At 68.4% G+C, this 12,499-nt stretch carries 10 protein-coding genes; 7 read left to right on the forward strand and 3 right to left on the reverse strand.

Annotation, left to right across the window (positions count from 1 at the left end; genetic code table 11):
* Window positions 1-6: 6 nt before the first annotated feature.
* From AX709_RS03055 to glpX, 3 genes are all read left to right on the forward strand, one after another.
* Window positions 7-1,299 (forward strand): homoserine dehydrogenase, encoded by a 1,293-nt coding sequence (locus tag AX709_RS03055; protein WP_066477068.1) that lies wholly within the window; start codon window positions 7-9, stop codon window positions 1,297-1,299.
* 2 nt (window positions 1,300-1,301) lie between these two features.
* On the forward strand, window positions 1,302-1,778 hold the full coding sequence (locus AX709_RS03060; protein ID WP_066546635.1) for a nuclear transport factor 2 family protein: 477 nt from the start codon (window positions 1,302-1,304) through the stop codon (window positions 1,776-1,778).
* Between the two features lie 68 nt (window positions 1,779-1,846).
* Window positions 1,847-2,812, forward strand: a complete 966-nt coding sequence (glpX, locus tag AX709_RS03065) for a class II fructose-bisphosphatase (protein ID WP_066477072.1) — start codon at window positions 1,847-1,849, stop codon at window positions 2,810-2,812.
* A gap of 552 nt (window positions 2,813-3,364) precedes the next feature.
* On the opposite strand, the gene AX709_RS03070 is transcribed toward glpX, so the two are convergent.
* The 3 genes from AX709_RS03070 to AX709_RS03080 form a co-directional block, all read right to left on the reverse strand.
* Window positions 3,365-4,426: a GGDEF domain-containing protein gene (locus tag AX709_RS03070; RefSeq protein ID WP_066477073.1), complete on the reverse strand. Its 1,062-nt coding sequence runs from the start codon at window positions 4,424-4,426 to the stop codon at window positions 3,365-3,367.
* Window positions 4,427-4,551: 125 nt separating this feature from the next.
* A complete protein-coding gene (locus AX709_RS03075) occupies window positions 4,552-5,088 on the reverse strand; it encodes a peroxiredoxin (RefSeq protein WP_066546637.1) in 537 nt (178 codons plus the stop codon).
* 77 nt (window positions 5,089-5,165) lie between these two features.
* Entirely contained in the window at window positions 5,166-6,230 is a 1,065-nt protein-coding gene (locus tag AX709_RS03080; RefSeq protein ID WP_066546654.1) for a phospholipase A, read from the reverse strand.
* 97 nt (window positions 6,231-6,327) lie between these two features.
* On the opposite strand from AX709_RS03080, the gene hisN reads away from it, so the two are divergent.
* The 4 genes from hisN (at window position 6,328) to prsR (ending at window position 12,216) form a co-directional block, all read left to right on the forward strand.
* Entirely contained in the window at window positions 6,328-7,110 is a 783-nt protein-coding gene (gene hisN / locus AX709_RS03085; RefSeq protein ID WP_066546640.1) for a histidinol-phosphatase, read from the forward strand.
* Between the two features lie 305 nt (window positions 7,111-7,415).
* A complete protein-coding gene (locus AX709_RS03090) occupies window positions 7,416-8,804 on the forward strand; it encodes a TIGR03013 family XrtA/PEP-CTERM system glycosyltransferase (RefSeq protein ID WP_066546643.1) in 1,389 nt (462 codons plus the stop codon).
* Complete coding sequence (gene prsK, locus AX709_RS03095) at window positions 8,801-10,849, forward strand: XrtA/PEP-CTERM system histidine kinase PrsK (protein WP_066546646.1); 2,049 nt, start codon at window positions 8,801-8,803, stop codon at window positions 10,847-10,849. Before AX709_RS03090 ends, prsK begins: the two co-directional genes overlap by 4 nt.
* Window positions 10,846-12,216 (forward strand): PEP-CTERM-box response regulator transcription factor, encoded by a 1,371-nt coding sequence (prsR, locus tag AX709_RS03100; RefSeq protein ID WP_066546648.1) that lies wholly within the window; start codon window positions 10,846-10,848, stop codon window positions 12,214-12,216. The genes prsK and prsR overlap by 4 nt, the downstream gene beginning before the upstream one ends.
* The last annotated feature ends 283 nt before the right edge of the window (window positions 12,217-12,499 follow it).

Here is a 12,499-nt window from a genome sequence, read left to right on the forward strand (position 1 = left end):
CCATAAATGACTGAAGCTTTGCGTATCGCCCTGGCGGGGCTCGGCACCGTCGGGGCGGGGGTCGTACGCCTGATCGACGAAAACCACGCGCTGATCGCCAGGCGCGCCGGACGCCCGATCGAGATCGTGGCAGTGTCGGCGCGCGATCGCGGCAAGGATCGCGGGATCGACATCGCGCGCTTCGGCTGGGCCGACGACCCGATCGACCTCGCGCGCCGGGACGATGTCGACGTGGTGGTCGAACTGGTCGGCGGGGCGGACGGTCCCGCGCTCGCGCTCGCCCGTACCGCGCTTGCCGCCGGGCGCGGCGTCGTTACCGCCAACAAGGCGATGATCGCGCATCACGGGCTGGAGCTGGCGCGCGCCGCCGAAGCGGCGAGCGTCGCTTTGAAGTTCGAGGCCGCGGTGGCGGGCGGCGTCCCGGTCATCAAGGGGCTGCGCGAGGGCGCGGCGGCCAATGTGCTGACCCAGGTTTATGGCATCCTCAACGGCACCTGCAATTTCATCCTGTCGAAGATGGAGGCCGAAGGCCGCGACTTTGCCGACGTGCTCGACGAGGCGCAGCGGCTTGGCTTTGCCGAGGCGGATCCGAGCTTCGACATCGACGGCATCGATGCCGCGCACAAGCTGTCGATCCTCGCCAGCCTGGCGTTCGGGTCGTGTCCGGCGTTCGGTGCGGTCGATGTGACCGGCATCCGTCACGTGATCGCCGCCGACATCGCGGAGGCCGCAGCGCTGGGCTATCGCGTGCGCCTGGTGGGCCTGGCGGAGGCCGGCGCGGCGGGGCTGTTCCAGCGCGTCCACCCGCATCTCGTCCCGCTTTCGCACCCGCTCGCGCATGTCACGGGTGCGCTCAACGCGGTGGTGGCGGAGGGCAATTATGTCGGCCGCCTGTTCTTCCAGGGGCGCGGTGCCGGCGACGGCCCCACTGCGAGCGCGGTCGTCGCCGACCTGATCGACATCGCACGCGGCGAATATGGTCCGCCCTATGCGATGCCGGCCGACGCGCTGACCAATGCCGCGCCTGCCGCCACGGGCGAGCGGCTTGGCCGCGCTTATGTGCGTTTCACCGTGGCCGACAAGGTCGGCGTACTCGCGGAAATCGCTGCGGCGATGCGTGACGCGGGGGTCTCGATCGAAAGCCTGATGCAGCGCGGCGCGATGGCCGATGGCAGCGTGCTGGTCGCCATCGTCACGCACGAAGGGCCCGAACGCGCGGTCGCGCAGGCGCTCGAGAAGCTGCGCGGCTCGCAGAGCCTGGTCGGCGAGCCGATGTGGATGCACATCCTGGAGGATTGAACATGCCGGAGAGCGACCCCGTCACCGCCGCCAACTACCTTGTAGTCGCGGAACTGATCCGCATCGCCGACGCGATCGACCGCGCGGTCGATGCCCGCGAGTGGGAACGTGCGCGCAGCCTGTTCGCGGCGACGGTCCATGTCGACTTCGAATCGCTGTCGGGCCAGCCACCCGCAACCATCCCTGCCGACGCGCTGATCGGCGCATGGTCGGGCAATCTGCGCGGGGCGAAGACCAGCTTTCACATGCGCACCAATCATCAGGTGACGATCGAGGGCGACCGCGCGACCATGGTCTCGGCGGGCTATGCCTGGAACCGGATGGAGGGAAATGGCGATCCGCTCTGGGAGGTATGGGGCGACTATACGCACCGCTTCGTCCGCGATGCCGATGGCGGCTGGCGGGTCGACGGCATGATCCTGCGCGTCACCCACCAGCGCGGCAATTTCTGGGTCCGCGATACCGCGCCGCAGGATTGACCCGCGACGCTCGACAAGCTGCGGTGCCTCGCCTATCGCCGCCGCGAGTTCACCGGAGCGACCATCCCATGACCCCAGCGAAGAATCTCGACCGTGTCCTCGTCCTCGAAATGGTGCGCGTCACCGAGGCGGCGGCGATCGCAGCAGCGAAGCTGATCGGGCGCGGGGACGAGAAGGCGGCGGACGCCGCCGCGGTCGAGGCGATGCGCGAGGCGCTGAACGGCCTCTACATGGACGGAACCGTCGTGATCGGTGAGGGCGAGCGCGACGAGGCGCCGATGCTCTATATCGGCGAAAAGGTTGGCATGGCGCCCGGCAAGGGGCCCAAGATCGACATCGCGCTCGATCCGCTCGAGGGCACGACGATCACGGCCAAGGCCGGCCCCAACGCGCTGGCGGTCCTGGCGATCGCCGAGGAAGGCTGTCTGCTCAACGCCCCCGACGTCTATATGGACAAGATCGCGGTCGGCCCCGGCTATCCCGCCGGCGTGATCGACCTGAACAAGTCGCCCAGCGAAAACATCGCCGCGCTGTCGGCGGCCAAGGGCTGCCCGCCCGGCGAGATCATCGCCTGCGTGCTCGATCGCCCGCGCCACGAAAAGCTCGTGGCAGAGCTGCGCGCCTGTGGCTGCGGCGTGATGCTGATCCCCGATGGCGATGTCGCCGGGGTGATCGCGACCAGTGATCCGGCGACCACGATCGACATCTACATGGGCCAGGGCGGCGCGCCAGAGGGTGTGCTGGCGGCGGCCGCGATGCGCTGCGTCGGCGGTCAGTTCCAGGGGCGGCTGGTGTTTCGCAACGACGACGAGCGCGCCCGCGCCCGCAAATGGGGCATCGAGGATCTCGACAAGGTCTACGACCTGAACGAACTGGCGAGCGGCGACTGCATCTTTGCCGCGACCGGCGTGACCGACGGCTCGCTGCTGGCCGGCGTCAAGCGGGTCGGCAAGAAGATGACGACCGAAAGCGTGGTGATGCGGGCGAGCTCGGGTACGGTGCGCTGGGTGAAGGGCGAACACCGGCTCGATTGAGTCATCCGCGTTCCAGGTCGGGGGATAAAGACAGGGCCACCGTCGCGTCAGCGTGCGGTGGCCCTGGTCGGTGGCGGGGCTGGGATGGCGCGACGCCGGTTTCGGCGGCGCCGTGGCGCGATCACGCGATCGTCGCCATGTCGGGCATCGCGCTCAGGACGATCAGGCCGGCAGTCAGGCCGAACGAGACAAGTCCGATCAGGACGGAACGGATCATTGCAAATACTCCGGTTTCGAGAGGGGTTCGGGACAGCGCTCGTGCGGTCACGCGATCGGAATGATGGGCGTCGCGGCGCTGATCAGCACGACGGTGACGAACAGCGAGGCGAGGAGCGACGCGGCGGTGCGCTGGATCGAAGCGAAGGTGTTGGTCATGGTCAATCTCCCTGAACTTGGCGGTCCGGATCATCCGTCCGCCGATGCCATCGAGTTTGCAGGGAGCGTGCCAATCTGATCAAGTTATTGATCTGTCGGTGATTCCGCTCGGCATGATTTGGCCTATGGCGCGTAATGCCAATTCATTTGGCGGAATTTGCGACTAGGGCGTGAAAATTACCACTCGGCCGTAATTTGATTGCGCCCCTGATTTTTCGCTTGATAGAGCAGCGCGTCGGCGCGCTCGAATGCGCGGGCGCAGTCATCACCGGGTCCGACCTGGGTAATGCCGGCGGAGAAGGTTACTGCACCGAGCGGCTGGTCGCTTTCGCGCAGGCGATAGCGTTTGGCAGCCACGGTGACGCGGGCTTCCTCCAGCGTCGCCAGCGCCTGCGCGCGATCGGTGTCGGGGAACAGCATCGCGAATTCCTCGCCGCCATAGCGGGCGACGAAATGTCCGGCGCAATGTGTTTCGAGCGCATGGGCGATGGCGCGGAGCACGCGGTCGCCGACGGCGTGGCCGAACCGGTCATTGACCGACTTGAAATGATCGATGTCGCACACCGCCATCAGCATCTCGCGCTTTTCGTGGCGGTAGCGGTTGAAACATTGTTCGAACGCGCGGCGATTGGGCAGCCGGGTCAGTGGATCGCGGGTGGCATCCTCGCGCGCCTTTTCCAGTTTGGAACGCAACTCGCTCGCTTCGCGGTTGGCCTTTTCCAGCCGCGCCTCCGCCACATGGGCGCGTTCGACCATGGTCGCGGTCAGGCGCGCAACCTCGTCGAGCATGCGTTCGGTGCCCTCGTCGCGGGTGCGCTGCAGCGCATCCGCGCTCGCCGCCAGGCTGCGACCGAAATCCTGGGTCTCGCTCTGCATCCAGCGGACCATGTCCTCGAACCCTTCGACCTGCATCTGCGTCTGCGCGACCAGATTGTTGGCGCACGCGTCGGGCTCGGGCGCGGCCGGGTCGTTGGCGACGTCGTTCGAGGGTGTGCCGCGGCCCGGATCGAAGCCGAGCGACACGATCTCGTTGCGGGTCAGGCGCACGCCGCCATCGGTCATCGCCGCGACGGCCCGCGCGAGCGGCCCGTCCGGATCGTTCAGGACGTGATAGGCAAAGGTGTAATTGGCGGGATTGATGTCGAGGCGCTGCTCGATCAGGAAATGGCCAATACGCTGATAGAGTTTCAGCTCGTGACTGTCGGCGATCGCCGGGTGAAGCAGATTAGAAGTGGCCATCGTTCCTTCCCGCGGTCGGATTGGCGACCACGGCCGCTCCGAATCCTCTTCAGGAAAAGATTAAGCATCATTTCCTAATTATCCGTGATCGAAACGACGGCCCGATCACGCGGCCTTCCGCGCGGTCAGCGGGCCTGCGCGCGCCAGGCGCGAACCGCCTCCAGCGTGTTGCGGACATGCGCGGCGGGGCTGGTATTTTCCTGAGTGAAGACGATCCGGCCGTCGGGTGCGATGACATAGCTTGTCCGCGCCGTCGTCCGCCCGGCACCCGCCACGACGTCATAGCCGCGCGCCACGTCGGCGGATGCGCTGGCGACGGTGAACTTGCCCGCGCAATGCTCGGTCGAAAAACGCTGGAGCGCGGGCACATCGTCGGCGGACATGCCGATCACGGTCGCGCCCGCCGCGCGAAACGCGTCCATCTGGTCGGCAAAGGCCTTGGCCTCGGCGTTGCAGCCGGGGGTGAAGGCCGCGGGGAAGAAATAGAGCACGACCGGCCCGCGCTTCAGAAGCGTGCTCAGACGCACCGGCACGACCTTGCCCGCCATCGCGCCCTGCGTTTTGAAATCGGGGGCCTTGCTGCCGGGGACCAGCGCGGCACCGAGCGGCGCGGTGACGGTGAACGCGAGCGCGGCGGCGGCGAGCAGGCTGGAATGGCGCATCTCAAAAGACTCCCGATGGATCGCGATCTGCTTAGGCGCATGGTGGCGCAAAGCCCATACCGTCCGCGGGCCGGCGGTCACCGCGTGAACGCGATGCCCAGCCGGCCGCGCGTCGAGCGCACATTGTAATCGCTCAACGCCTCGCCATAGCCGGTAAAGCCCTGTGCGAAGGCATAGACGCCGAGCCCGCCGCCCAACCGGGTGAGCGGATAGGAGATGAACAGCTCGCCCGCGCCGTTGCCCGTGCCGGGATTGCCGCGCAGCGTCCCCGCCACCTTGATCCCGTCGGCCTGCCCGATCGACACAGTGAGCGCGGTATAGCCGAGGAAACGCTCGATATCGGGCGCGATGCCCTGTTCGCCGACATAGAACCACGCCTGAGGCGCGATGTCGGCGCGCCAGCCGTCACCCAGGTCGAACCCGCGGGCGAGGCGGACATAGATGCGGTTGACGTCGATCGAACCGATCGCGCCGCGCCCGTTGCTGTCGTGGCGATAGCCGATCGCCCCGGTCCATTCGGGTGCGAAGCGATGCTCGAAGAACACTTCCGGGCTGTAATTTGTCTCGCGCACCGGCCCAGAGGGCTCGTTGACCGCCCAGAAGATCGTCTGGGTCCAGGCGAGCTTGAGTCCGCCGAGCACGCTCGTCCCGGCAAAGGGCTGGACCGCCAGGCTCAACTGCAGCTTCGCGCCCGCGTCGCCCGCCCCGAACACGCCATAGATCGGCTCGTAGGGGCGGATGCGATCCAGGAACGCGGCGCTGCCGCCGTTCGATCCGGCCAGCACCGTCTCGCCGGCCGGTCCCGGGGTTGCGGAGCCGGCCGGCGGCGCAGGCGCGGGGCGCGCGTCGGCAAGCGCCGCGGCATCGATCGGGATATAGCGGCGCTTTGCAAAGCCGCCCGGGGCGACTTCGACGATGGCGGTATCGGTTCGCCTCAGCTCGACCTTGCTCGCGTCCGCCGCGATCACGCGGATCCGGTCGGGCGATTCGAGCGTCGCGGCCGCGTCGCCTTCATTGACGAAATAGACCTCGACCCCATCGCGGGCCGCGTCGCGGCTCTCCGGTCGATCGGGCAGGACGCGGACCTGGGCGGCGGCGGGGAACGCGATCAGCGCGGCGAGCGGCAGAAGCAGGAGTCGCATGGCCATGGCCTGACAGTGCGATGTTACAGTTGTGCGACCGGCGCGGATCGACGCGGCGATGCTGGCGTCGCGTGGCCGGGGCGGCTAACGGCGGGCGATGCCGATCACTTCCGCCGACCTCGAACTCGCCACGCGCCTCGCCGACGCGGCGGCCGCGATCATCCGCCCGCTGTTCCGCACCGACACCGGGATCGTCGCGAAGGCGGACCAGTCGCCCGTCACCGTCGCCGATCGCGAGGCCGAACTGGCGATGCGCCGGCTGATCGTGGCCGAACGCCCGATGGACGGCATCGTCGGCGAGGAACATGGCGTGCGTGAGGGCAGCAGCGGGCGCGTCTGGGTGCTCGATCCGATCGACGGCACCCGCGCCTTCATCGCCGGCCGGCCGATCTTCGGCACGCTGGTCGCGCTGATCGAGGATGGCTGGCCGCTGCTCGGCGTGATCGACCAGCCGATCCTGCGCGAACGCTGGCTGGGGGCGGTGGGCCAGCCGACGTTGTTCAACGGCCGGCCCGCGCACAGCCGGCGCTGCGCCGCGCTCGCCGACGCGCTGCTCGCCACGACATCGCCGGCGCTGTTCGACGACGGCCAGCTCCATGCCTTCGAGCATCTCGACGCCGGGGTGCGCAGCACCGTGCTCGGCGGCGACTGCTACAATTATGGCGCGGTCGCCAGCGGCTGGATCGACATCGTCGTCGAGGCCGGCCTGAAGCTCCACGATTTCGCGGCACTGGTGCCCGTGGTCGAGGGCGCGGGCGGGCGGATGTGCGACTGGGCGGGCGACCCGCTTCATGCCGGCAGCACCGGCGAAGTGATCGCCGCCGGCGATCCGGCGCGCATCGACGACATCCTCGACGCGATGGCCTGTCGCGGACATTGAGGGTAAGCGGGGGTCGATAAACGCGACCCAGCCCCCGTCCAACCGGTTACCGTCATCCCGGCCTCGTGCCGGCGGCCACCGCACCGCGTGGCGCGCGCCCGACCAGTTGAGGTTGGCGGGAGGATGCAAGGGGCATCTGCACCTGACCGGCCGCCTTCGAGTGTTGCCCGGTGGACCCCGGCACAGGGCCCGGGTGGCGACTTTGGTGAAACGGTGCGCCACCCCCTCCCGTTCAACCTTTGTTTGTCAATTCCTGCGACAGGGGGTGTGTCGGATTCGTTTACATCGAGGTCGCAGCCCCCGCCATGATACGCCTGTTCCGGCATTATGTGCCCAATGCGGTGCTGTTGCTCGGCCTGCTCGACCTCATCGTGCTGGTGGCCGCAGGCGAGATCGGCTGGATCCTGCGCGCGCACCAGATCGGGATGCGCGTCGAATCGATGGTGATGCGACTGCCCCAGCTGGCGAGCTTTGCCGGGTCGCTGATCGTCGCCATGGTCGCGGTCGGCGTCTATGGGGCCGATGCGCTGCAATCGCTGCGGGTCGCCGCGGCGCGGCTGCTGGTCGCGGTCTCGCTGGGCGTCATCTTCCTCAGCGTGCTCTATTTCCTGGTTCCGCCGCTGACCTTCTGGCGCTCCAACCTGATCTTCGCGATGCCGCTGGCGGCGGCGATGCTGTTCGCGCTGCGCATCCTGCTCGGCAAGACGCTGGGGGGGCAGGTGTTCAAGCGCCGGGTCGTCGTGCTGGGCGCGGGGCCGCGCGCCGCCCGGCTGAAGGCGCTCGCCCGCCAGCCCGGCGCCGCTTTCGCCGTGGTCGGCTATGTCTCGATGAGCGAGGCGAACCGCGTCATCCCCGAAGCCATTGCGCGCGACGCGATCTACAATCTCGCCGACCATGTCGTGTTGCTGAACGCCAGCGAAGTCGTGCTGGCGCTGGAGGAGCGGCGCAATGCGCTGCCGCTCAAGGACCTGCTGCGCATCAAGACGACCGGGGTCCACGTCAACGAGATTTCGACCTTCCTCGAACGCGAGACGGGACGCGTCGATCTGGACAGCGTCAATCCGAGCTGGCTGATCTTTTCCGACGGCTTCTCGTCGGGCCGGATGTTCTCGAGCGCGTTCAAGCGCCTGTTCGACATCGCGGCCAGCCTGGCGCTTCTGATCCTGACCGCGCCGGTCGTGCTGGTCACCGCCCTGCTGGTCAAGCTCGACAGCAAGGGGCCGGCATTCTACCGCCAGCGCCGCATCGGCCTGTACGGCCAGGGTTTCGACATCATCAAGCTGCGCTCGATGCGCGTCGATGCCGAAGTCGCCGGTCAGGCGGTCTGGGCGGAAAAGGACGATCCGCGCATCACCCGCATCGGCCGCATCATCCGCAAGCTGCGCATCGATGAACTGCCGCAGTGCTGGAGCGTGCTGAAGGGCGAGATGAGCTTCGTCGGCCCACGCCCCGAACGCCCGCAATTCGTCGAGGAGCTCGAAACCTGCCTGCCCTATTATGCCGAACGGCACATGGTGAAGCCGGGGATCACCGGTTGGGCCCAGATCAACTACCCCTATGGCGCGTCGATCGAGGATTCGCGCCAGAAGCTCGAATATGACCTGTTCTACGCCAAGAACTACTCGCCCTTTCTCGACCTGCTGATCCTGCTCCAGACGGCGCGCGTCGTGATCTTTCCCGAAGGCGCGCGATGAGCGCGCTTCTGTCGCTCTGGGCGCACGCGCTGGCCGCGCTGCTGTTCGCCGCGCTGGCGGTGGCCGCATGGCGCGCACAGTCGACCGAACTCGCGGGCCGTGTCTTTCCGGTCGCGCTGTTGCTCACCGCATTGTGGGCGGTGGCCGTCGCGGGGCTCGGCATCGCACAGCCGGGCACGCACATCGCCGAAACGCTCCAGCAGCTCGGCTGGCTGGCGGTGATCCTGATCCTGCAGCGGCGCACCGGCGCGCCGACCAGTATCGGGCTGTTCGCGGTCTATGGCGTCGTCGCCGCACTCGCGGTGACCGGGCTGGCGTTGCAGGTTCTGGCCGACACATCGGCGCGCGTGGCCGATCCTTCCGACGTCCTGCGCACCGCCGTCGCGCTTCAGCTCGTCGCGGCGATCGCGGAGCTGTTGATCCTCCAGCAGCTGTTCCCGCTGATTGCCGCGGGTCCCACGCGCACGCTGGCGCTGGTACTGGCCGGCTTCGGGCTGATCGACGCCAACATCGCCTCGGTCGAGCTGGTCGCCGGTGAGATCGCCCCGGAGATCGAGGCTGCGCGCGGCGTCGCGCTCGGGCTGCTCGGCGGTGCGGTGGCGCTGGGGCTGTTCCAGCGCGCCGAAATGCCGTTGCGCCTGTCGCGGTCCGCCGTGGTGCGCGCGCTGAGCGCGATGGTCGCCGCCCTTTATCTCGCCGGGCTCGTCGGGATGACCGCCGCGCTCGCTGCGGTCGGCGGTCCCTATGCGCGCGTCGTCCAGACCGCGTTCGTGTTCGGATCGGTCGCCGCCACGCTCGTCCTCGTCTCCTCGCCGCGGCTCAAGGCGCGCGCCAAGGTGATGCTGGCCAAGCACCTGTTCCGCCACCGCTACGACTATCGCGTCGAATGGATGCGCTTCACCAGCACGCTGGGCAATCCGGCGGGCGAGGACGCGGCCTCGCTCGACACGCGTGTGGTCAAGGCGGTTGCCGATCTGGTCGATGCGCCCGCGGGGCTGCTGCTGGTGCCCGACGGCGCGGGGCTGGGCATCGGATCGGGATGGAACTGGCATCTGCCCGTCGCGCCCGGCGGGGACGAGGCGCTCGCCACCTATCTGCAACGCACCGGGCGCATCATCGAAATCGACGCGGTGCGCGCCGGCCATGCCCATGCTGCCGACAGCGCCGCGATCCCGCGCTGGATCCTCGACTTGCCTGACGCCTGGGCACTGGTGCCGCTGCCGCATCTCGACCGGATGCAGGGCGCCATCCTGCTCGCGCGGCCGGCACTGGGTCGCGCGCTTGACTGGGAGGATTTCGACCTGTTGCGCATCGCCGGGCGCCAGGTCGGGAGCTACCTCGCCGAAGCGCACGCCCAGGGCGCGCTGGCCGAGGCGCGCCGCTTCGACGAGTTCAACCGGCGCTTCGCCTTCATCATGCACGACATCAAGAATCTGGTCAGCCAGCTCAGCCTGGTCGCGCGCAACGCCGAACGCCACGCCGACAATCCCGATTTCCGCGCCGACATGGTCGCCACCCTGCGCGATTCGGCGGGGCGGATGAATGATTTGCTCGCCCGCCTGTCGCAGCATCACGCCCCGCGCGCCGACACGGTGCGCGCGATCGACCTGATGCCGCTGCTCGACCGTGTTGCCGCCGCCCGTCGCGGCCAGCATCCGATCGCGGTCGGGGGCAGCGGCGCGCCGGTCGTGATGGCCGATCCCGCGCGGCTCGAAACCCTCCTCGCGCACCTCATCCAGAACGCGATCGAGGCGAGCCCGCCCGGCGAACCGATCACGATCGCCGCCAGCGCGATGGGTGACGAGGCCGCGATCGACGTGATCGACCGCGGCTGCGGCATGTCGGCGGCGTTCGTACGCGACCAGCTGTTCAAGCCGTTCGTGTCGTCAAAGCCCGGCGGCTTCGGCATCGGCGCCTATGAGGCGCGCCAGCTTGCCACCGGCATGGGCGGCCGCGTCGAGGTGCAGAGCCGCGAAGGGGTGGGCACGCGCTTTCGCGTGCTGATGCCGATCGCGCAGATCGACCAGTTGGGAGCCGCCGCATGACCGCGTCCGCCGCCATTTCCGAACGCCGCCTGCTGATCGTCGAGGACGACGCCGGGCTGCAGCGCCAGCTGCGCTGGGCCTATGAGGGGTATCAGATCACCACCGCGCACGACCGCGAAAGCGCGATCGCGGCGCTGCGTACCGAGGAACCCGAGGTCATCACGCTCGACCTCGGCCTGCCCCCCGATCCCGACGGGGTGAGCGAGGGCTTTGCCACGCTCGCCGAAATTCTGGCGCTCAGCCCGCACAGCAAGGTGATCGTCGCCTCGGGTCATGGCGACCGCGACAGCGCGCTGCGCGCGATCGCGATGGGGGCCTATGACTTCTATGCCAAGCCGATCGACATCGATGCGCTGGGGCTGATCGTCGCACGCGCCTTCCACGTCCATGCGCTGGAGGCCGAGAACCGCCGGCTCGCCAGCCGCGAGGCGGCCAAGGCGACGCTGGGCGGCATCCTGACCGCCGCGCCGGAAATGCTCAAGGTCACGCGCACGATCGAACGGGTGGCGGCGACCGATGTCTCGGTCATGCTGCTCGGCGCGAGCGGAACGGGCAAGGAACTGCTCGCCCGCGGCCTGCATGACGCCAGCCCACGCGCCAAGGGCAATTTCGTCGCGATCAACTGCGCCGCGATCCCCGAAACGCTGCTCGAGGCCGAGCTGTTCGGCTATGAAAAGGGCGCGTTCACCGGCGCGGTGAAGACGACCGAGGGCAAGATCGAACAGGCGCAGGGCGGCACGCTGTTCCTCGACGAAGTCGGCGACATCCCGCTGCCGCTTCAGGTCAAGCTGCTCCGCTTCCTGCAGGAACGCGTGATCGAACGGATCGGCGGCCGCCGCGTGATCCCCGTCGACACCCGGATCGTCTGCGCGACGCATCAGGACGTCGACGCGATGGTGGCGGAAGGGCGGTTCCGAGAGGACCTGTATTATCGGCTAGCGGAAATCATCGTGCGCATCCCGTCGCTCGCCGAGCGCACCGGCGATGCCGGGCTGCTCGCGCGGCACTTCCTGCGCCGCTTCGTGAGCGAGATGAAGCTGGCCCCGCGCGGCTTCGCGCCCGATGCGCTGGCGGCGATCGACGCGTGGCACTGGCCGGGCAATGTCCGCGAGCTGGAAAACCGGGTGAAGCGCGCCGCGATCATGGCGGAGGCCAAATTGGTCACCGCCGCCGATCTCGATCTCGCCGAAAAGGTCGACGACGCGCTGCCGATCAACCTGAAGGCGATCCGCGAAATGGCCGACCGCCGCGCGATCCGGCGCGCGCTGACCCGGGCGGAGGGCAACATCTCCGGCACCGCACGCCTGCTCGGCATCAGCCGCCCGACGCTGTACGACTTGATGAAAGCGTATGACCTGCAGGCATAGGTGGAGATCGAGTGGCCGCCCGCCGGAATGCCACCGGGCCGCGCCGTCCCGACGGTCGTGACGTGTTGTTCCGTGGACCCCGGCACAAGGCCGGGGTGACGAGGACGTCGTTGGAGCGTGTGTCAACCTAACGTCATCATGCTCTAGCTTTACCCAAGGTCACCCCGGGCTTGACCCGGGGGTCCCGCTATTTCTCACGCTGGATCAGGCAGCGCGACCCCGGCGCAAGGCCGGAGTGACGGCAGAATTGTTGGTGAACGCTTCGCCAATCGTCCGACCCGCC

It is taken from the genome of Sphingomonas sp. CCH15-F11 (assembly GCF_001557005.1).
In the GTDB taxonomy this organism is placed as follows: domain Bacteria; phylum Pseudomonadota; class Alphaproteobacteria; order Sphingomonadales; family Sphingomonadaceae; genus Sphingomonas.